Raw genomic sequence first — 24,613 nt, 5'->3', positions numbered from 1 at the left:
TATGTTGATAGCTTGCAGGCATATTCGCATTCACCGGAAGCTGCAAAAAACCAAGCTTTTTGGCATCAGTGCTTAGCGAGTTCAACACCACTTGAGCTGCCAAAATCAACGACGGTGAGCGTGGCTTCATACCAAGTTAATCAGCTCACATTACCCATTTCATCGAGTGCAATCCGAAACACTGAGACCCTTGCTCAATCTTTGCGTTGTGGGCAATTTGCAACCATGCTTGCACTTTATTGCTTGTGGCTACACAAGTTAAGCGGTCAGGCGGTAATAAGTGTAGGTGTGCCGGTATCAGATAGGCAACGACTGGCGTCGCAGTTTGAGCCTGAGTTGCTCGACCAAGCGTTACTGGGTTATTGCACCAATATCTTGCCCATTGTGGTTGACATGACTAGCATTAGCACTATCGGTGAGCTGGTACAGCGGGTGCAAAATACTTTACTTGATGCCTTTGATCACCAAACCCACCCGTATGCAAGCCTTGCCGATGACCAGCTAATTCTACCTAGCACTTTGTTTAATCTAGATAAAGTCACCACTTTGCCGAACTTTAATGACCTAGAAGTTGAAGTACAGCCAAGTGTCGCTAAATTTGGCCAATTTGAACTGACGACAAATATGACCTGTGTTGCGGGGCAGTGGTCCCTGTTAGTGGAATATCACACAGCAAAATTTGATACTGAATTAATGACCCAGTACGTGGCTAAGTTTGTCCATTTGCTGTCGCAGGTTCAAGGCAATACACCGATAGGGGCTCAAAATGAGCTGATACAAAGTAGTGATGATGTGTATCGATTGGTTGAGTTACCGCTACAGCAAGAGAAATCGGTTAAGGTCGCGACGAGTTTCGTTGAAACTTGGCAGCACAATGTGTCGCGTTGCAGCGCACGTACGGCACTGGTAACGGATGATGTGAGTCTCAGTTATGAGGCACTAGATTCGCGTGTTAACCAACTCGCTCACTACTTGATGAAGCAGCAGGTAACGCCCAATAGTATCGTGGCGGTGGCATTACCACGCAGGGCGGAGCTGTTGATAGCACTCATGGCGGTGATGAAAGCTGGAGCGGCATTTTTACCACTCGATCTCACCTTTCCTGACGAGCGCATCGCGCATATCTTAGAGGATGCCAAAGCGAGTGTTGTGCTATGTGATGCCAGCAGTGCAGAGTCTGCGTTATTCAATCATGGTCGTTTCAAACGAGTCTGTATGGATAGCGATGCCGAAGTCATTGCCAAAAGTTCGACTCGCAGCCCAAGCTTGCTAATTCAAGCTCAGCAGCGTGCTTACGTGATTTATACCTCTGGTTCCACGGGGTTACCCAAGGGCGTTGAAGTCAATCACGGGGCATTTGCTAATCTGCTTGCGTCTATGTGTCGTGAGCCGGGGCTGGTGGCAAATGACCGTTTATTGGCTATCACCACAGTAGCGTTTGATATTGCCTTGCTAGAGTTGTTTGGGCCATTACTCGTTGGTGCGTCGGTGGTGCTGGCAAGTGATGAAAGTATTAGCGATCCTGCTGTGCTTGGCGCGCTTATTGAACAGCAGCAGATCACAGTGATGCAGGCAACGCCAACGCTATGGCAATTAGTGTTAAATGCGGCGCCAGCATGCACTTCTGGCATAAAAGTATGGAGTGGCGGTGAGCCTTTACCTCAGGCACTGGCCGCGCAGTTACTTAGTCACAGTAAAGCGGTTTATAACTTATACGGGCCAACCGAAACCACGATTTGGTCGGCGGTGGCACATATCGACAATGCCGCAGAGATAACCATTGGTAAAGCGATACAAAATACTAGCTTATTTGTGCTCCCAACAGAGTGCCATGGTGAAGGGCTGCCTTTACCCGACGGCGTATGGGGCGAGTTATACATTGGTGGCAGTGGTGTTGCTATGGGTTATTTACATCAAGCGGAGCTGACCGAGCAGCGTTTTATCAATCATCAATTTACAACTTCCATTAGCCGCCGCTTATACAAGACGGGAGACAAAGCGAGGCGTTTAGCTGATGGCCGCTTTGAAGTAAAAGGACGCTTAGATAATCAAATTAAACTCCATGGTCATCGTATAGAGCTTGGCGATATTAGCCATCACCTAGGGCGGATACTCAATACTAGTGAAGTCGATGTTTGCGTACAAACGCTAGAAACTGGCCCATGTCTGTGTGGTTATATGATTGATGATGGTGAGCTATCAACCGAGTGGTCTTCGCCTCGGCTGCGCCAAGCGCTCGGTGAATGGTTACCAAGTTACATGGTGCCTGAGCATTTTGTTTGGTTAAGTCAATGGCCGATGACACCAAATGGTAAGCGCGACCGAAAAGCACTACCAATGCCTGCTATTGAGCCAGTATCAGAAATATGCACGTTGGCTCCTCGCACTGAAACAGAAAAACAGCTGCATCAACATTATATAGCGCTTCTCCCTGTTGAGCAGTTGGGCGTCACAGCACGTTTTGTGGATAGCGGCGGCAATTCGGTGATTGGTATGCAGTTGGTATCGAGACTCAACCGAGCTTTCAATATTAAATTGACCATTGGCGACATCTTTGAGCACGCCTGTATTGCAGAGCTTGCTGAGTGTATCGAAGCGCTAAAACAAGCTCATGATGCTATTTCGGTGGAGACGCAGACTCCAAACGTAGAGAAAGTCAGTGATATTGTAAGCGACCGAGATTTGAGTGCTGCGCTAAGTGATAAATCTATGACGGAGATGGACTTGTAATGATGGAAAACTTTGCAATAAAACAGTGGTTAGATGAGCTTGACCGTCAACAGATTTATGTTTATTTACAGCAAGATAAATTAAAACTTAGAACACCGCTTGGGCAGGTGCCAGAGGGTATTCTGGATAAGATAAAGGCGCACAAAACTGCGCTTATCACCTACCTTCAGGGGCAACAAAAGCAATCTGCTGCGCTCTCGGCAGCACAGCAAAGAATGTGGTTTATTGATAAATATGAAGGGGGCACTGCGGCATACAACATGGCTGGGCTAGTTAAATTATCGCAGCCATTTTCAGTCACGGATATTGAACAAGCGTTGAGCCGCTTGATAGCTAAGTACGATATTTTGAGAGCACGATTTATCACGGTTGAAGGGAAGGTGGTGCAGCAAATTGAACCTGCTGAGGCGATGAAAATTGCTGTGATGACCGTGGATGAAGAAGTGCTACCCAATCAGCTACCAGAGTCGATTAAAGAGGCTGTGGGGTATCAGTTTGATCTTGCCAACGAGTCGCTGCTGCAAGTGACGGCTTTAGTGAGTAACTCTCACACTGCTTGCCGCTGGTTACTCGTTAACATGCATCATATTATTAGTGATGGCTGGAGCGTGACTATATTTATCAACGCACTGCTGTATGAGCTATCGGAGGCGTGTGTTGAGCTTCCCGATTTACAGTATGTTGACTATGTGCACTGGGAGCAGCAATTAAGACAATCCCCAGACTATCAACAACAATTGGCTTATTGGACTGAGCAGTTAGAGGCATTTACACCGTTTGAATTGTCCACCAGCTATCCAAGAAAAAAAGAAAAGCGGTACCAAGGTGACACGGTTCGTTGTTCGTTTAACGCAGAACAAATACAACGATTAGATAAAGCTTGCCACAGCGATGGCGTAACACATTTTACCGCCTTGCTGGGCGTGTTTTACATCTTGCTTTATCGCTACAGTGAGCAAGCCGATATTACCTTAGGGGTGCCGATTGCAAATCGTCAGCAAAGCGAGTTTGAAGCTATGCTTGGCTGCTTTATTAATACCTTGCCACTGCGTATGCAGATAAACGGACATCACTCCATGAGTGAGGCGATTAAGGCGCTGCAATACAAAGTATTGCAAGGGCTTAGTAATCAAAACGCTGCCGTGGAAGACATCATTGAAGCGCTAGAGCTACCCAAATCCGCCGCGCATTCCGCCTTGTTTCAAGTGTTATTTAACTACAATGGTGTAGCCAGTAGTAAGGTGTCGGTAAATAACCAATTAGAAGCCGAGTTAATTGCCCTAGATAATGGCACAGCGAAATTTGACTTAACCCTATCTGTTGATGATACAGATGATGCCCTTGTGTGTGACTTTGTTTATGCAACAGGGCTTTATGACCATGCGCTTATTCAGCAATTTGCCGATGATTATTTGGCACTCGTCCAGTGCTATTGTGCTAAAGAGGCGCTGCCGATTGACGACTTGGTGCTCAAATCAACGAACTTACCGACAAAGGCGGCAAATATCAATCACAACATCAGCCAGCCGATGCTTGTGCCGCAAGCAATCAGAAGTATAGCGCAAACTCAAGGTGAGGCGATTGCAGTGGTTGTGCCAAGCACCAATGGCGAAGCATCGCGGGCCCTAACGTATCAGCAGCTACAATCTCAAAGCCTACAAATTGCCAACAACTTAGATGTTCCAGCGTCAATCATTGCGCTGATAACAACGGGCGATATGAGTGACATTGTCACTATGCTTGGCGTAATGCAAAGTGGCCGTGCGTATTTACCTATTGATGGCAATATGCCCACTGCCAGAGCGCTACAAATGCTAGCGCAAGCTGAGTGTAATACGGTGGTGGTAAGTGTCGAAACGCCACTTTGCCAAGCGCTACGAGAAGCTGACATCAGAGTGCTTACATATAGTGAGCTGAGCCAAAACAAAGGAGCGCCGCAGCAAACTTATTCACCAAGTTTTGATGATAGCGCGTATGTGTTGTTTACTTCTGGTTCTACTGGTGTGCCCAAAGGGGTTGAGATCAGCCATGGCGCGCTGAGTCACTATTGCAGCAGCATCGCGGCGAGATTGAGTTACAACCAAGATACGCGAGCGGGCGTGGTCACAGGACTTGCCACGGATTTATGCTTAACGGCTGTGTATCCGGTGCTTACTCATGGCGGCACTGTGGTACTCACCCTTGCAAACCAAGCGCCAGAACCGACTGAAATTGCAGCCAAGTTAGTGGCTGAGCAAGTTAACTTGATAAAATTAACCCCTTCTTTTGCCGCGGTGCTGTTGCCTCAATTTGCTGAGCAAAAGCCCGCTATTTCGCAGTGGGTGTTAGGTGGAGAAGCATTAGGTGAGCAGCTTGTTGATAGCATTCGCGCGCTGACGCCAGCAGCGCGTATTTTCAACCATTATGGTCCGACGGAGGCTTGTGTTGGAGTGGTTTGTCATGAAGTCACAGACAGCAGGCTAACCGGCCACAGTTATCCGATCGGTGCGCCTTTGGCACATGTCACCACCTGCGTATTCAACAAACAGGGGAAGCCAACACCCGCTGGCATGCCTGGAGAGCTCTATATTGGCGGGCCGAGCCTCGCCAAAGGATATATAAATGCGCCTTCAGAGACCGCTGCTCAGTTTACAAGCGTCTTGCAAAATAGCGGTCAACGCACGCGTTTTTACCGCAGTGGTGATAGCGTTAGGCTGAATGTGAGCGGCGAGCTTGAATTTCTCGGTCGAATTGACAAACAAGCGAAAATTCGCGGTTACCGCGTTGATCTCAATGAAATAGAAGCTGCACTGTTAGCGCTTGATGAGGTATCGCAGGCAGCAGTCGTGGTGCGCAAGCTCGGCAAGCAAGATGCTTTGGTTGCTTTTGTGGTAAGTGGTGGTGGCAGCCAGTGCGCAGCAACCAATCTGCGCGAGGTGATCCGCCAAGGCTTGAAGCGTCGCTTGCCTGAGCCGATAATCCCAAGCTGGATAGAGCTTTGCCAACACTTACCCATCCTGAGTAATGGCAAGGTAGACCGCCAACAATTACAGTCTTTGGCATTAACTTCTCAAAGCCAAAGTAGTGAGGTGACAAGTGCGTTGCAGCGACAGTTAATCACACTCTATCAAACCTTAACGGGCGCACCAGAAGTGGGGCTGCACGATAGCTTTTTCAGCATCGGTGGTCACTCTTTATTGGCAATGCAATTACTCAATGAACTAAGAGCCCAGCTCTCGGTGGAGGTGAGCTTAAAGCAACTGTTTGCCAATCCTAGCGTATTTGAACTAAGCGAGATACTGGCTAACTCTCAGTCTCAATCTTCATTACCAAGTCTACAACCTGCGCCACCACAGCCCAATTATCCTTTGTCATTTGCACAGCGGCGCTTGTGGTTTGTAGACCAACTGCAAGGGCACAGCAACCAGTATAACCTACAGGGCATATTTCAATTGCAAGGCAAACTGAATACCAAGGCCTTAGAGCACGCCTTTATTGCTGTGATTAAGCAACATCCAGTCTTGGCGTTTAATTATCATCAAAATGAGCAAGGAGAACCGCACCAAAGCATTAACCTTGATGCTCGATTTACCTTGATTAAGCACGACTGGACAGATAAATCCGCTGAGCAACAAGCACATGCGTTAGAGCAGGCCATCGCAGAAGATTACGCAACCAGCTTCGATTTAAGCCGTGATTTAATGCTGCGCGCCAGTCTTTATCAACAAGAGGCGATGCAGGCTACCCTTGTGATCACCTTACATCATATCGCTGCCGATGGTTGGTCTATTGCGTGTTTGAGCGAAGCGTTAGAGCAGGCATACAAAGCTGCTCTCAGCGGCGAAACCTTATCTCTACAAGAGGTGCATTACGTTGATTATGTAATGTGGCAACAGCAGCTGGAACAGGGGGCGTTATGGCAACAGGAGCTCGACTATTGGCGTATGCAATTACAAGGTCTGCCCAAGGCTCATGAATTACCGCTAGATTGTAGCAGAGAAGCAAAAACCTCTTTGCGTGGCGCCTTAGTGATTGAGCCTATACCTGCGGCGCTGGTCAGTGCACTTCGAGCGTATCAAACTCGTTCAGGGCAAACCTTATTTGTGTTACTGCAAACGCTATTTTCATTGTGGTTAAGCCGCTTTTCTCAACAGCGCGACGTGGTTGTTGGTACGCCGGTATCAGGACGTCACCTCAAAGCATTTGAAAATATGATTGGTAACTTTATCAATACTTTAGTGCTTAGGAGCGAATGGAGTGAAGACACCAGTTTTACCCAAGCGCTACAGCAAACCCAAGGCTTACTCAACGACGCATTGCAACATCAACATATTCCCTTCGATGTGTTAGTGGATGAGCTAGACATTGAACGCTCAAGCGCCCAGCATCCGCTGCATCAAATCGTGTTTCGGGTAAATAACCAGGTAAATGAAAACCTTAGGCTAGAACAATTGGAAGTGACGCCCTGCCAAAGTAAAGTACGCGGTGGCAAATTAGATTTAGAAGTCGCAGTGATAGACGAGGGCGATGTACTCACCGTTGAATGGCTTTATGACAACAATTTGTGGCAAGAAGCGAGTGTGGTTAGTTTCCATCAGCAGTTTTGTTATGTGTTATCGCAGTGTCTTGCAGAGCCAAATACTCCGTTGTCAGCATTGTCATTGTGGCCCGCTGAGCAGCAGTTAGCGCTATTAAAACAGCAGCAAAGTGTTGCGGTAGAAGTGACAGAGCAACAGCCATGGGTGGCTCAGTTTAGTCAGGCGGCTCTTCAGACTCCACTACAGACTGCGGTGCGCATGGGGGAGTTTACTTGTAGTTATCTCACCTTAGAAAAATGCGCGAACCAACTTGCTAATAGCTTATTAGAAATGGCATTTGCCGATCAAAGTCGCATTGCTATTTTACTGCCGTCTTCGAGTTACATGGTGGCCGCGGTGCTGGCAATATTAAAAGCGCGCCATACCTATGTGCCCATTCATCATGACACGCCAACCGATACCTTAGCCTACATCATGAATGATGCAGACATCGTATTGACGCTGGCGCTAAGTGAAGATGCCGAGCGCTTGATTGAAGCCGGTAGTGACTTTTTGTTGCTTGATGATTTGTTCGAAGCCGAGGGGAACTTTGCGTTTTACGATACCAGTTTGTTGGTAGATGAAGATGCATCTGCATTTAACCAAACCGAGCTTGCCTATGTTATTTATACCTCAGGTTCAACCGGGCAGCCAAAAGGGGTGCCCATTAGTCATGGCAACCTCAATAATTATCTGCGCTTTGCGTGTCAGCGCTATCTGCCACAATCCGGTGATATAACCAAGGCAGTACTCAGTACACCGCTGGCGTTTGATGCGACGGTGACCGCCTTAGTGCCTATCTTAATGCGAGGTGGTGAGCTTGAGTTGCTTCCCATGGGCGTCGAATTGTTGCCCGCCTTACAAACGCAGATTTTTGCAGCTAACGAAGCCAAGTTATTCAAGTTAACACCGGCGCACCTACGCGCAGTATTTGCATTAAGTGACGCACAAACTCGCAGTAATATCGCCCACCGATTTGTGGTTGGGGGTGAAGGGCTGAGTGCAGCTTTGGTTGATAAGCTGATGGACAAGCTCCCTAACGCCCAGTGGATAAACGAATATGGCCCAACAGAGGCAACAGTCGGCTGTAGTATCTATGCTGTAAGCCGTGAGTCGCGCCACTTGTTAGCGGGCCTCGAAGAAGTGCCTATTGGCCATGCTATCGATAATATGACACTTGCGGTGGTTGACGAGTTTGGCGAGCTGGCTTTACCCAATATGCCCGGAGAGCTTTGGCTAGCGGGAGATGGGGTGTGTGAAGGCTATATTAATCTCGCGAGTGTGACGCAAACACGCTTTGTTGAGCAAGCAGTGCCTGCGTCTGGTACTTCAAGCTTGCGTTGGTATCGCAGTGGCGACAAGGCAAAGTGGCAGGCGAATGCGCGCGGTGAGGCAGACTATCTTTGTTATTTAGGGCGGTTAGACGAGCAAGTAAAACTGCGAGGCTACCGTATTTCTCTTGTGGCAATCGCCCATCAAATCGACGCGTTGGTGCAAGTAAAAAGCTGCGCTGTGAGTGTTGATGAAGCACAAGAAAGCCTAGTGGCTCATGTGGTTTTAAATGGTGAGGCTAAGCTCACACTCGTGCAGTTGCGCCAAGCTTTATCGCAGTCGTTGCCCAGTTACATGTTACCTGCCGCGCTGGATATCGTTGCTGATCTTCCACTGACTGCAAACGGAAAAGTAGACAAGCAAGCATTACAGCTTGCCTATCAGGCACAGGCGAAAAGCCAAGAGGTCGCCGAGGTAATTGATGGATCTAAGCTCACAGAGATACAGCGTTATTTACTTGAGTTATATCGTGAGCTATTACCGAGCCCTGTACAGAGTATTAATGATAGTTTTTTTGACTTAGGTGGGCATTCGCTGCTCGCCATAAAAGTGATCAGCCGAGTGCGCAGTGAGCAGCGGCGAGATATCACCTTGCCACAACTTTTTGATGCGCCAAGTATTGCAGCGTTTGCTGAAGTGATAACCGCAAGTTCGATGATTGCGCACAGCAATACCATTGAGCCGGTATCAAGAGCTCAAGCGTTACCTCTGTCTTTTGCTCAGCAGCGTTTGTGGTTAATCGATCAGTTACATGAGCAAAGTCTGCAATACCATATGCCAGCGAGCTATTGGTGTGAAGGAGCCTTAGATATTGACGCTTTAACACAAGCGTTAAGCGCGATTGTTGCACGTCATGAAGTACTCCGTACGGTCATCGTTCCTGCAAGTGGTGATCACGGTGCTGTGCAGCAAGTTCGTGCCCAAGTAGCTTGTCCTGTGGAATTAGTAGATTTGTCTGGGCTGAATACCGCCGAGCAACAGCAGCGTTGGCAAACATTACAGCAGCAATCGCTCAGCAAGCCTTTTGATTTATGCCAAGACACTATGCTGCGCGTTATCTGTGTACAGTTTAGTCACAACCAATTTGGACTCTTGTTTAACATGCATCACATAGCCAGCGATGGTTGGTCGATGGCGCTGCTTGCCAAAGAATTTGTGGCGTTTTATCGGCACTTTAGTGAAGCGCCAGCGTATTCGTTGCCAGAGCAATACGCTAAACCGCTAGCGGTGCAGTATGCAGACTTTGCTTACTGGCAGCAGCAACAGCAAGATAGCTATCAGGCAGATCTTTCTTATTGGCAAACTCAGTTACAGCAGTGTCCTGTTGTTCATGAATTACCGCTGGACTTTGAGCGACCACAAGTTCAGTCCCTTGATGGTGAATGCATTCGTCATACTCTTACAACGTCGCAAGTTGAGGCGATAAAAGCGCATTGCCAAGCACAAGGGGTGACTTTGTATATGTGGTTGCAAAGTGCCTTTTCGCTGTTGATGCTTCGTCTAAGTCAAACGCAGGATATTGTCGTTGGTTCGCCCATTGCAGGACGTGAGGTGAAAGAGTTAGAGGGGTTACTGGGGTGCTTTGTGAACACCTTGGCTATTCGCGCTCGCAAAGTGGGGTCGCCTTCATTTAACGACTGGCTAAGTGAACAAAAACAGGTGATCTTGTCGGCTTTTGCCCATCAGAATCTACCCTTTGAGCAGCTTGTTGATGCCATTAATCCACCGCGCAGCTTAGCGCATTCGCCCGTATTACAAATACTCTTTGCACTACAAAATAACGAACAAAGTAACTTCAAGCTACCTTACCTAAAAATCGAGCAACAGCTTGATCTTAAGCCTGCAATGAAGTTCGACTTAGAAGTCAATGCACAAGAATCGGGCAGTGAGATCACGGTGCAGTGGAATTATGCCAAAGCCTTGTTTAAACACACTAGCGTACAGGCGATGGTTGATGCTTTTGTGACGTTAATTGACGCGGCGCTGACAAGCCCTGAGCAAAGTGTGAATACCTTACCATTAGTTGATAGCAAAGTACTCAGCGAGTTAGGGTTTGCCACGCAAGCGCAGCCGCAATCTCCTTGGTTTATCAGCGATAAAATACGGGACTTTGCTCAGCATAGTGCACAGCAAAATGCTGTACGAGATATGGTTGGCAAGCGGTTAAGTTTTGGCGAACTGGAGCTACAAAGTAACAAGCTAGCGCGTTACTTGATTGAGCAAGGCGTAACGGCAAGGTCGCAGGTCGCAATAAGCTTAGCGCCAAGCTGTGAGCAAGTTGTGGCACTGTTGGCAACCTTAAAAGTTGGGGCCGTGTATGTGCCGCTTGACCCAAATGCACCGAGTCAGCGTCAGCACTATATATTGCGTGACAGTAAAGCGACTTGCCTTATCACCACCTCAGAACTACTTCCTAACAGCGCAGAGCTTAGCTGCCGTTTGGTGTTAATGGACACCGCACAGCATTGGCAGAACATGCCTGTAGAAGCACTTGCGCCGTTAAGTGATATTGATGCTCCGGCTTATATAATCTATACCTCAGGCACCACAGGGCAACCCAAAGGCGTGGTGGTTAGTCACCGTAATCTACACCTTTACCTTGAGCATGTTAGTCACAGTTATCTCCAAGGCGATATACACGAGAGCGTTGTCAGCACGCCTTTAGCGTTTGATGCGACTGTAACGAGCTTATGGGGAGCGCTGGTTAATGGTCTTAGTGTAGTACTGCTAAGCGATGGTGAGCAATTAATCACAGAGCTTAGCACGTGTTTAGCGCGTGATGAGGCGCTGCTGTTCAAATTGACTCCAGCCCACTTACAAGGCGTGCTGGCACGATTACAACCGAGCAATGCTGCGCACCACATTGTGGTGGGGGGAGAAGCCCTATCTAGCAGCGTGGTTGCTCAAGTTGGGGCACTGATGCCACAGGCTCATTTTTATAACGAATATGGCCCAACAGAAGCAACAGTCGGGTGCTGTGTGTATCGCTGTAATGGCCAAGATGCGGTTTCGCTTGCGCAGCAATCGCAGCGCTGTGTGCCAATCGGTAGCGCCATTCAAGGCACTCATTTGGTGGTGCTGGATCAGCATCAACAGCCGGTGCCGATGGGCATGCCCGGTGAGCTATACATTGCAGGCGATAATGTGGCTCAGGCGTATTTTGGGTTGCCTGAGCTCAGCGCCAGTAAATTTGTGTCATTGTCTTTGAACAATGACACACAGCGCTATTATCAGACGGGCGACCAAGTGCGCTGGCTGCTAGATGAAGAGGGCTGCCCTAGTGTGCTGCAGTTTATTGGTCGTCGAGACAACCAAGTTAAACTGCGTGGCTATCGCATCGAACTTGAAGAAATTGCGGCACAGCTTGAGCAACTAGATGCAGTGCAACAAGCACATGTGTTACTTAACGAAAGTAAAGATAACTTACTAGCCTGTGTGGTGCTAACTACACCATCGCACAGTGAGGCCATCTGTGAGCTTGAACAGGCGCTACACACTCAGATATTAGCCTCGTTAGCAGAGGTCCTACCAAGTTACATGTTGCCTTACAAGCTGTATGCACTGGCTGCTATGCCGCTCACCAATAACGGCAAAGTAGACGCAGGAGCGCTTGCACAACTGGTGCAATCGCAACAGGCGCAAGTGCTTACGGCACCTTTAGCTCCTATGACTGAACTACAAACGCTGCTGGCAGAAATTTTTGCTCAAGTGCTCAATACTCAAGTCCGAGATATTAACAGTAACTTCTTTGAATTAGGGGGGCACTCTTTATCAGCAAGCCAAGCGGTTGCCTTAATTGAACAGGCGCTTGAGGTGCCCATTACCTTAAAAATATTGTTCGAGCGGCCAAGCGTAAGCGCACTTGCAACTTGGTGTGAGATCCATCGTGCAGCCAAAGCGGCAGACGAAAACGGTCAGTCTGAGGAGATGTTTTTGTGATGAATGAACAGCAAAGACAGATAGAGGCATTGATCGCAGAAGCATTAGCTGCTGGCGTGACCTTGTATGAAAAAAACGGTGGCTTGGCATTTAAGCAAACCGCAGGGTTTCCTCCACAGTTAAAACAGCAGGTGGTTGAGTATAAATCAGAGATCATTGCTTACTTTCAGCAGCAAAGCCGTGATGTGGCAAAATCTTCACCGCACATTATCGCGCAGCCAAATGTGGGGAAGGACTTACCGCTGAGTTTTGCACAGGAAGGGCTGTGGTTTATTGAGCAACTGCAAGGTAGCAAGCAGTATTATATGCCCGCCGAGTTTTTGTTACGCGGCAAGCTTAATATTCAAGCAATGCGCAGCGCTGTACAAGATGTGGTGCAGCGCCACGAAATACTGCGCGCTAGGTTTGTAAAAAATGAACAAGATGGCCAACCCCAGCTGCAAATAACGGATGATATTAGTGCGCCGTTCGAGTGGCTTGATGCCAGTGTAGCACCTGAGGAAACAAGGCAAGCCTACATAGCTTCCCGCATCGCGGCCCATCAGAACAAGCCTTTTGACTTGGCTCATGATTGTTTGCTTCGCGTGCTGGTGGTAAGTAATGGCGATGAGCATCACCTTGCTTTTAATATGCACCATATTGTCTCTGACGGGGCGTCAATGGCGCTACTTGCACAAGAGATAGAGGCTGGCTATTGCAAACACATAGGCGCATCTTATACACCGCTTGCAACTATGCAGGTGCAATATAGTGATTTTAGTCAGTGGCAGCGAGCACAGCTAACGCCAGATCGCATCGAGGCACCACTGGCGCAACTAAAACAGCAATTTGGCGAATTAGCGCCGTTGCAGTCATTGCCTTGTGATTTTGTCCGTCCTGCGGTGCAGTCGTTAACGGGGAAAGTATATCGCCAAGCGCTTGATGCGTCGTTATTTGCGGCGATCTCGACACAGGCGAAGTCGCTCCAGCTCACACCCTTTATGTGGCTGCTCAATACCTTTATGTTGTTTATCGCAAGGCTTACGCAATCGCAGCAGGTGGTTGTAGGCACGCCAGAACTTGGCCGTCATCACTCCGAATTAACGCCACTAATCGGTTTGTTTGTTAATACCTTAGTGATGCATGCAAAGCTCGAAAGTGATATGCCATTTAGCCAATGGTTGCAGCAACAAAAAGCCCTTAACCTAGCGGCGTTTGAATATCGCGATATTCCTTTTGATAAAGTGGTGGAAGCGGTTGGTGCTCCAAGAGATTTAAGTCACCATCCGCTAGTGCAAATATTATTTACACTGGAAACCCGTGATGAGCGTGCTTTTACGCTTCCGGGATTATCGGTTCAAGAAGTGCAAAAACAACAGGCGGATAGCATAGCGGTAAAATGCGACTTAGAACTCAATGCCGTAGTTGATGAGCAGGCACTTTATTTACATTGGAAGTTTGATAGCCATCTTTACACAGAAGAAACCATCAAACATTGGGCGGATTGTTTCCATACGCTGCTTCAAGCTTGTGTTACAGCCCCTCATACCGCCGTTGGTGAACTTGCGTTACTGAGTCAAAAACAGCAACAAGCATTAATAACGGGCGCTCAATGCCAAGCGGCAACTTGGCCTAAGCAAGACACCATCACCAGTTTATTTACGCGCTACGTCGAGCGCTTTGCCACACGTACTGCCGTGCAAGATAGCACGACTATGCTGAATTATCGTGAGCTTAACGATCGAGTCAATGCGCTGGCGGTAATGCTGTTACAGAAAGGCGTCACGCCACGGACCATGTTGGTGGTGAGTGTATCACGCAGCGTTGAGATGATAGTGACCTTGCTGGCAGTGCTTAGAGTGGGTGCTGCCTACGTGCCAGTAGATCCCGACTACCCGCAAGAACGCATTGAGTATATTTTGGGAGATGTGCAAAGCCCATGGCTACTTTGTGACAACGCTACCCAGGCACTGTTTAGTCAACTTTCATATCAGCTAATTAATGTGTCACAGGCAGAACATCAGGCTAGCCGCGAAGCCCTCAAGCAGCTTGATGCTATTCAGATTGAGCCGCAAGACTTGGCGTATATGATCTATACCTCTGGCACCACAGGGAGACCAAAAGGCGTACAAATTGAGCATCGTCATGTGGTGCGCTTACTTCATGTAGAGCCCAACTTATTCGATTTTAATGAGCAAGATGTTTGGACCTTATTTCATTCCTTCTGCTTTGATTTCTCTGTGTGGGAGATGTATGGCGCGTTACTCTTTGGTGGTCATCTTGTGGTTGTGGATAAAGCGACTGCGCAAGACACTCAAGCTTTTGCTCAGTTGTTGGTTGATGCCCAGGTTACGGTCTTAAATCAAACACCAAGTGCGTTTTACGCGCTACAAGCCACGCTACTCAATGACAGTCAGTTGGCGAGCCGGTGTGCAGTGCGGTACGTGATTTTTGGTGGTGAAGCGTTGCAGCCAAGTAAGCTACAGCCTTGGGCACAGCACTTACCAAGTTGCCAGTTAATCAATATGTATGGCATTACCGAAACCACAGTACATGTTACGTTTAAGGCGCTGAAGCCTGCGGATCTGACGCTTGGCACCAGTAATATAGGTCGTGCTATTCCGACCACCAGCTGCTATGTGCTTGATGACGAGCAAAGGCTCTTGCCGCAAGGTGCCGTGGGCGAGTTGTACGTAGGGGGCGAGGGGGTTTGTCGGGGGTATTGGCAACGTGACGAGCTAAACGCCACTCGCTTTATTCAAAACCCATTTAGTGAAGCGTCCGAGCAGCGGCTATATCGCTCGGGCGATCTCGTGCGCTTAATGGCCAGCGGAGAGCTGAGCTATGTTGGCCGAATTGACGACCAGGTAAAAGTTCGGGGTTATCGCATTGAATTAGGCGAAATTGAAAACCAGTTGCGCCATCATCCCGAAGTGGCTGAGGTCACTGTGCTGTTAAATCGGCAAGACCCAGAAAATGTCTGGATCTGCGCCTTTGTGGTGTTACACAAACAGGTCGAGTTCGACGACATCACTTTGGTCATGCAGCAGTTTTTAAAACAAAATTTACCTGACCATATGTTGCCTGCCAAAGTGCAAGCGGTGGCAGCCATGCCACTGACCAGCAATGGCAAAGTAGATAAAAAAGCACTATTGCAGCAACTTGATACAAGCTTTAACGAAAACACTTATGAAGCACCGATTGGCAAGCTTGAAACCCAATTTGCAAGCTATTTTGCCGGGATACTGCAGCGCGAGTCGGTTGGTCGCTATGACGACTTTTTTAGACTCGGCGGACACTCGCTACTTGCTGCAAAACTGGCAAATCATATTCGCAAGACGCTGCACATTGAGTTACCGCTGCAAGCGATTTTTACGCACCCTACGGTGCAAGGTTTAGCGGCAGCACTTGAAAAGCAAGACGCGCAGCTAAGTGCTATTGCTGTGGTGGATAAAACCAATGGCGTGGTGTTGTCTTTTGCTCAGCAGCGTTTATGGACATTAGATCAAATGCAGCAGGGCAGCCAGCAATATCAAATTCAAGCGTTATTGGCGTTTTCAGGGGAGCTTGATCTGAGCGCATTCGAGCAAAGTTGGCAAAAAGTGCTGTCACGGCATCAGGTGTTGCATTCGGCTATCACAAACACTGATGATGGGCCTAAACAGTACCTTGTGGCTTTGCCTGAGCATTTTGTTACGCTCATTGACGTCTCCACACAATCACCGCTTTGGCAAACTGTGGTTTGGCAGCGCGCGGTACGAGAAGACCAAGCGCAGGGTTTTGATCTTAGTAAAGATCTAATGATCCGCGCAACCCTAGTTCGCTTTTCATCAGACTACCATCGTCTTATCGTCAATATGCACCATATTGCTAGTGATGCTCAGTCTATTGAAGTATTAATGCGAGAGCTCACACAGTTTTATGCCCATTACACCCAAGGCTGTGAACTTGCCCATGACTTGATTGCGCCACCCGAGGTGCAATACGCGGATTATGCCCATTGGCATCGAGCACAGTGCCAAGGCGCGCAGCAAAGTGCAGACATGGCATTTTGGTCTGCGCACCTTGACGATGCGCCGCCACTGCATCAATTACCGCTCGATACGCCTCGTGGGCAGGCCGTGAACAATAGCGCGCAAGCATTTAATGAACAGCTAAGCGTAGAGACATGGCAACGGCTGCAACAGTTTTGTCAGCGTTTGGGAATAACCCCGTTTATTTGGTTGCATAGCGCGTATGCGGTGGTGCTTGCTAAGTTTAGCCAAGTGGATGATATTGTGATTGGTGCGCCATTTTCAGGGCGGCATCACCCACAAGTGGAGCAGTTGATTGGCTTTTTCGTCAATGTCTTGCCAATTCGCGTGAAGGTCGATTGGCAGCAGAGTTTCAGTCAGCTACTCGATATACAAAGAGAGCAGATTGAGCAAGTACATCAACATCAATCACTTCCCTTTGAGCAGCTCATTGACCATCTTGGTGTTAGCCGAGAGCTAAGTCACCAAAGTGTTTTCCAGTTGAGTTTTGCGTTTAATCCCGAGCCACAGCACACACCAGAGTTTGTGGGGCTCAGCACGGAAGTTTTAGCGTCGGAAAACGCGCGTGCCAAGTTTGATCTAGAGCTCAGCGCAACAGTAAATGGGCAAGGGTTGAGATTGCACTGGCTATACAACAGTGGATTATTTGAAAGAGAAACCGTAGCTAGCATTGCAGAGTGTTTTAATGCCGTGATAGTGCAATTACTCGCGCAACCTGAGTGCCCGCTTGCGGATATAAAACTTTGCAAGGAGCAGCCGCTAGAGAATCATGCGATTTCAGGCAAATCAGCGCCGGAACATTTTGAGCAGTCAGTGCTTGAGCAAATTGAGCGACATATGGCAGAGCCTGCGCAGGCCGAGCGAGTTGCGGTAATTGACACAAACTCAAATCAAACCTTGAGTTATGGTGAGCTTAATGAAAGAGCCAAGGCATTGGCGGCGCTGTTATTAAGTGAGGGGTTACAACCTGAACAACCTGTGCTTGTTGCGATGACGGGTAGCGCAGATCTCATTGTGGCGATGTTGGCTGTGTTAAAAGCGGGTGGATGTTATGTACCTGTTGACCCTCATTACCCTCAAGCGCGAGTCAATTACATCGCTAAAGACAGCAGCGCTGCGCTGGTTTTAACAAAGTGTGAGTTTGCCGCTCGCTTTGAGGCAGCAGAGTTAGATGATAATCACCTTGAGGCTGAATATCGCTCGCCACATGTTATGTGTGTTGATGACGCTAACGTGCAAACGCGCCTTATGGCAATACCATTACCTCAGCAGTTTCCAGAAGGTAAAGCGGAGCAGCTAGCCTATGTGATTTATACCTCTGGCACGACTGGTAATCCTAAAGGCGTGATGATAGCCCACCAAGGGTTGGCGAATTTATGTGGTTGGCACCGACGAGCTTTTGCGGTGGATAATCATAGCGTTGCGAGTCAAACCGCCAACCCCGCCTTTGACGCGGCAACATGGGAAATTTGGCCTTATCTATGTGCTGGCGCGAGCCTCGTGTGTGTGACAAAAGCGGTGCTACAGTCACCGGCCGAATTAACAGCCTGTTTCAATACACACCAAGTCACGCATAGTTTTATTGCAACGCCAATCGCTCAAGCGCTGCTCACTGAGTCTTTGTTTAACCCGCAAAGCTTGCGCTATTTATTGGTTGGCGGCGATAAACTCGGTGCGCTTCAAGCAAAAGAATACGGATTTACCTTAGTCAATAACTATGGACCCACCGAAGCCTCGGTGGTCGCGACTTCAGGTGTGGTTGAGTTTGACGGAAAGGTGCCAGATATCGGCTTGCCCGTCGACAATAGCCAGCTATTTATTTTAGACCCACAATTGCGTGCTGTGCCTCAGGGGATGATTGGGGAGTTATACGTAACAGGGGCAGGACTTGCCAGAGGATATTTACATCAACCACAGCTTAGTGCTGAGCGTTTTGTTGAGCTACAAGTCTCTCCATCGCAAACGGTACGAGCCTATAAAACGGGAGATTTGGTTCGCCTGCTTAGCAGCGGCCGTATCGCCTATATGGGTCGTAACGATGGACAAGTAAAACTGCGAGGGTATCGTATTGAGTTGGCCGAAATTGAACAGCAAATTGGGCTGCTATCGAGCGTACAAGAATGCGCAGTTCAGATAACCACAAGTGCGTCAGGGCAGCCACAGTTGCAGGCATTTGTGGTGGCAAACACTGAGCCTCAAGTGCTTCAAGCCCAGCTAAAGGAAAGACTACCAAGTTATATGGTGCCAGAGCATTTTGTTATGCTCGCAAGGCTACCTTTGACACCGCATGGCAAGGTTGACCATCGTGCCTTGGCAACACTTGGTAAAACTCAACAGACTATCACAGTAACCGAGCCGAGCGCGGTCACACCACAGGCTAACAGCATCGTAGCCCAGTTACTGGCGATTTATCGGCAGGTATTAAATACACCATCGATGACCGCTGAAGATGACTATTTTGCTTTAGGCGGCGACTCTATTTTGAGTATTCAAATCGCAAGTAAAGCCAAAGCACTCAAGTTACCTGTTAGTGCTACCGACGTGTTTACCTACCCCAGTGTTTCGGCACTTGCAGCAAGACTTGCCCAGCAAGATATTCACCTGACTATGGGTAAAGAAAGGCAGCCATTGGTTGGTCAACTCGATAAATTACCAATTCAGCATTGGTTTTTCGCCCAACAATTTGCCAAACCCAGTCATTGGGATCAAAGCGTGTTGGTGAGTGTAGATAAATCCGTCACACCAGCGCAGCTCAAGCAAGTGATAGGGTACTTGATAGCTCAGCACGATGCGCTACGTTTGGTGGTTGCGGATGAAAATACCCTATTTGTACGTGATGGCATTGATATTAAAAAGGTATTTACGGCGCATACGCTTGAGCGTGACGCATGGCAAGCTGAGCTGAGCGAGTTCAGTGAGCAAGTGCAGCAAGGTTTTGCGTTTACTGGCACGCCACTGTTTAAAGCAGTGTTATTTGTTACACCTGACGGCGAAGCCAACAATCGCTTGCTGTTTAGCGCACATCACTTGCTAGTGGATGGCGTCTCTTGGCGTGTGTTACTTGAAGATGTAAGTCAGCTATTACAGCAGCAAACAAACAATGTGCCGCTGGAGCTTCCTGCCGCAAGCGCGAATTTGGCTGAACTTGCCGATTTTTATCGTGAACTTGCAACCGATGAGCGTGGTTTGCGCAAATGGCAGAAGGTGGCTGCACTGGCTGAAACTTCGCACTTATTGAGTCTTAAAGATACAAGCGCGACCCCAACCATAGCCAAAGTTCGCCACACATTGTCAGCAGCGCACACCCGTGCGCTACTGGGATCCGCCAACACCAGTTACGGTACGACGGCGCAAGCATTGCTGCTTAGTGCGCTTGCCTGGTGTGCGCAAAAGCGTGGTGCAGGCAGTGAAGTGATCATGCTAGAAGGGCATGGTCGCGAGTTACTGACGGAGGCACTGGATAGCAGCCGAACCATTGGCTGGTTAACGGCGCTCTATCCAATGCAGTTATTTAGTAATGGTAGCCGCTTGCATGATGTGATTTGCAGTATCAAGGCAGAGCTTGAAAGGAGCGCTAAAGTCGCCAGTAGTTATGGTGCAGCGCGGTATTTACACCCAGAACCAAACGTTCGCTCGTCGCTTGAGATTGATACTCGAGGCTTACTGTTTTTCAACTATTTAGGCCAGCTAGATACAGTCATTGAGCAACAAGGTTTGCTGGGCGAGGCCCGTGAGTCGACTGGCACTTTGGTTGCAGAGTCAAACCTCAGTTACTTTGGAGCGCAGCTAACAGCGGCAGTTGTCGATGGTCAATTGGCGTTAACGTTAGAGTTTGACAGCCTGCGCTTAGCATCTGAAGCAGCAGAGCGATTAAGTAAAGAGATACTCGAAAGTCTAATTCAGGTCATCGAGCATTGCCAATCCCAGCCTCAACGTCATTACACAGTCAGTGACTTTGCACTTCTCAGCGGCATTTCTGAACGGCAGTTACAGCGCATACTTGGGCAGGTTGAAGGGGAAGTTGAGGATATTTACCCTCTAACAGGCTTACAGCAAGGCATGTGGTTTCACAGTCAAACGGTACATGAGGCGCACGCTCAAAACACGCAACCTTATGTCGAGCAAACCAGCTTATTGTTGCAAGGAAGTATAGATATTGAAGCGCTGAGTTATGCTTGGCAGCAATTGATTAAGCAGCACAGCATATTACGCTCGGCATTTATAGACGTTGCTGGCGAGCCGCTGCAAGTGGTCTGTAAACATGCCGATGTGCCACTCAAACTGCTGCACAGCAGTGTCATTGCAGAAGAGCAATCGCAAATAGTGAAATCACAGGCCGCGGTGGAGCTTGCCGAGCCGCTTAGGCTTTCACAAGCGCCTTGTATGCGATTGAAGTTAATTGCTTTTGAGGATGGCAATGTTGGGGTGGTTTGGACTTATCATCATCTCATCATGGATGGTTGGTCGCTGCCGGTATTATTTGCTGAATTATTGGCATTTTATCAAGCCCGTTGCCAAGGTGAGTTACGGCCCATTGTGGTAGATAATTTCCGCGATCATATCGAATATTTGCATACGCATGCTGAAGTTGATGAAGCGTTTTGGCGAGAGTATTTGGGAGCAGTCACTGCGCCCACATTACTCAGCGAAAAGGTACTACACACTGAAAATCAAGCGGCTGGTGTTAAAGAACTTAGTGTGACTTTACCGCAATCGTTGCAAGATGCCGTGACTCGCTTTACAGGCGAACATGGACTCACCGTCAATCAGTTTATCCAAGGGCTTTGGGCTTACTGGATGGCAAGCTGCTGCAACGAACCGTATGCCTTATTTGGTCAAACCATTGCTGGCAGACCTACAGAACTCAGTCGAATGGCGCAGCGCGTTGGCTTGTATATCAATACGCAAGCGGTCCATGTCGCGATAGATCAAGCTGCGCGTGTGAAAGATTACCTGCAAGCGGTGAAGTCGCAGCTTACGGCATTGGCGCAGCACCCGCATACACCACTGACACAAGTTCATCAGTGGTCGGGTATTGAGAACGACAGTCTATTGTTTGATTGCTTGTATGTTTTTGAAAATTATCCGCAAGATCCGTTGCAAAATAGCGCTGCGCTGCCATTTATTGCAACAACCTTAAGCGAAGTTGACGAAACACACTACCCATTGACCTTTGTGGTCGGCGTAGGGGCGAGTTTATCGCTCACGCTGAGCTATCAGCAGCAATGCTTTGATGAAGTGTTTATCGAGCAAAGCCTTGCGGCGATGCAGCAGTTGATGTTAGCTGCGACACAACAGCCCGAACAAACACTTGGGAAATTGTCTTGGCAGCCTCAACACGCGCCGTACAGCAAGGCATTGCCTCTACCTACTTTTTCACTGACGCAAGCGGTGCAATATCAAACGCCAAATTTACCAATTCAGCAATTATTTGCTCAAGTTGCTGCTGAATTTCCTGAGCATATTGCTATTCGTGAATATAGTACCGCCTCTGGGGAGGCTCGCTGTTATCGCTATTCACAGCTGGATAAAGACGCCAATCAGCTCGCCCATTACCTTGCTTCACGACTAGAGCCGAGTACAGCCCCCGTTATTATTGGCCTGTGTCTAGAGGCGAATTACCAGCTTATTGTGGCTATGCTTGCGGTGCTCAAATTGGGCGCAGCTTATCTACCAATTGCACCAACACTACCCGAGTCTCGACGTCGTTTGCTGCTGCAAAATGCCAATGCAGCCATGCTGGTTTCTAAAACAGAATATTGGCAGGGTAGCTCGGAGCAGGTGGTGCCTCAAGTCGATTTAGATAGTATTCAGGGCGCTTTGGCCGAGCAGCCTAGCCGTTGCTTTACTGCGCCATGCCAGATTGACGACCTCTGTTATGTAATTTATACCTCGGGCACCACGGGCATGCCAAAAGGGGTGATGGTGGAGCATGCCAGTGTCGTTAATTATGTGCAGGCATTAGCCGCGCAATATGCGATTACGCCCAGCGACAATTACCTGCAATTTGCCAGCATGAGCTTTGATGTGTTTGCCGAAGAAGTCTTTTGTACTTTACTTCGTGGCGCAACCTTGGTGATGGCACCGACAGACGACATGTTGGATCCCAACAAGCTAGCGCAATTAAGCCAAGATGCCGAGTTAACGCTGATGAGTTTACCGACGGCGTATTGGCATCAACTTGCAGCGACTTCAGTCACCTTGCCAACCTCGCTGAGGATCATCACCATAGGTGGCGAGCAAATGCTGATTGCCGCGCTCACCGATTGGCAGCAGCGCTATGGCGACCATATTCGAATTATTAATGCCTATGGCCCGACCGAAGCAACCATTTCTGCAACCCTTAATGATGTCACACACTTCAGCGGTGCACGCGTGCCGATCGGTCAACCCGTCGAGGGTTTATCTTTATATTTACTTGATGAACAGCTTCGAGCGGTGGCTACCGGTGTGGAAGGGGATTTATACATTGCAGGTATTGGCCTTGCCAGAGGCTACCTCAATGACGAAGAAAAGACGCAGCAGGCCTTTATCATTGAGCCAAATAGCGGCCAGCGACTTTATAAAACCGGCGATCGTGCTTGCTGCTTAGCCTCAAATGAATTGCTGTATCTAGGCCGTGGTGATGACCAAGTTAAAGTGCGCGGTTACCGCATCGAACTGGGTGAGATTGAGCGGCAACTTCAGCTGCTAGACGAAGTTGCTGCGTGTGCTGTGGTGGTGCGTGAAGATAGCAGTAACAACGCGCAATTAGTGGCATTTGTGCAGCCAACGCAACATACGGAAGTGAATGATGCAGCTCTGCGAGCGCAATTACGCGCAGTACTACCCACTTACATGGTCCCTGAGTTGTTTCAATCAGTTAGCCAACTTCCGCTGACAACGAACGGCAAAGTAGATCGCAAACAGCTCATTGCGCTGGCCGGATCATACACTCCGCCTCAACCCTTGCGGCAAGAGGCTAAGCTGGAAAGGCTTACACCACTACAAACTCAATTAGTGCAGCAGTTTGCTAGTCGTTTGCTGGTGGATGGAGTGTGCCTTGACGATAACTTCTTTAATTTAGGTGGTCATTCGCTATTAGCGATGCGTTTAGTGGGTGATATTAATCAGCACCTACAACTCAATTTGCCACTGTCGGCACTTTTTGAGCATCCGACTGTGCGTGGGCTCAGCCAGTATATTCAAGCATTGAGGGATAGTTTCGGCGAATGTCATGGTAAACCTCAATCGCTTGAAACCTTAGTGTGTTTGCAAGAGGGCGAGCTTGGTTTTACACCAGTGGTGTTGATTGCGGGAGCGGGGGGGTGGCTAATGGCATTTCATGCTTTAGTGAATGGGCTTGATAGCCGTATACCCGTTTATGGCTTGCAGCCAGAGGCGCTAGCCGAGGAACCCGAGACGCTAACCTCGATTAGACACACCGCAGCGTATTACTTGAGTGTATTAGCAGACGCTGAACTTGGTGAGCAAGTGCATTTGGTCGGACATTCTTTTGGCAGCTTTATCGCCTATCAACTTGCCACTTTACTTGAGCAGCAAGGTCGAATTGGCTGTTCGGTAACTGTGATTGATACGCCTGTACCGAGCAACCCAGCGCTTAACTTAGATGAAGCGCAAATCGCACAAATGATGCTGGATAATCTGATAACGTTTTTTCGTCTCAGTGTCTCTGATGCTGAAATCAGTGCCTATAAGCAAGGTGAAGCTTCAACACGCATTGCCTATCTCAATCACTGGATACATCAAGCTGGATTTAACTTTAGTGATGCGCATTTACGCCACTTTCAACAAGTTTTTAGTGCCCAACTGCGAGCAAATATTGAGATGCCGTCTATGCTTAGCGACACCCTAATCTGTGTTGTAAAAACGCAGCAAACGCAAGAATTTGAAGGCCATCCTGTGAATAAAGACATGGGATGGAAACCATTTAGTCACTCTCTCTCTTGTTATGAAGTCAAAGGAGATCATTTGTCCTGCCTGCAAGCCGAGCAAGTAGGGCAGTTGGTTAACATAATTGAGCGCAACTATGTGTTGCACTAG

3 protein-coding genes (1 of these 3 running past the window's edge) are annotated in these 24,613 nt (G+C 48.5%); all 3 read left to right on the top strand.

The genetic code is table 11. From position 1 onward, the window contains the following. Tightly spaced (each overlapping or abutting the next), the 3 genes in view from L1271_RS12400 to L1271_RS12390 form a layout consistent with a single transcriptional unit that may run on beyond the window. On the top strand, window positions 1-2,730 hold the 3' end of the coding sequence (locus L1271_RS12400) for a non-ribosomal peptide synthetase/type I polyketide synthase (protein ID WP_235367979.1). The gene continues 7,197 nt to the left of window position 1, outside the view; only the last 2,730 of its 9,927 coding nucleotides appear in the window; the start codon falls outside the window, past its left edge; the stop codon is at window positions 2,728-2,730. Beyond that, complete coding sequence (locus L1271_RS12395; RefSeq protein WP_235367978.1) at window positions 2,730-12,557, top strand: non-ribosomal peptide synthetase; 9,828 nt, start codon at window positions 2,730-2,732, stop codon at window positions 12,555-12,557. The genes L1271_RS12400 and L1271_RS12395 overlap by 1 nt, the downstream gene beginning before the upstream one ends. Beyond that, window positions 12,557-24,613, top strand: a complete 12,057-nt coding sequence (locus tag L1271_RS12390) for a non-ribosomal peptide synthetase (protein ID WP_235367977.1) — start codon at window positions 12,557-12,559, stop codon at window positions 24,611-24,613. Before L1271_RS12395 ends, L1271_RS12390 begins: the two co-directional genes overlap by 1 nt.

Origin of the sequence: Pseudoalteromonas sp. OF5H-5 (assembly GCF_021530695.1) — a bacterium.
Lineage (GTDB): Bacteria > Pseudomonadota > Gammaproteobacteria > Enterobacterales > Alteromonadaceae > Pseudoalteromonas.
Note: the sequence above shows the minus strand (reverse complement) of the source record. Positions and strands in the feature narration are given on the sequence as shown.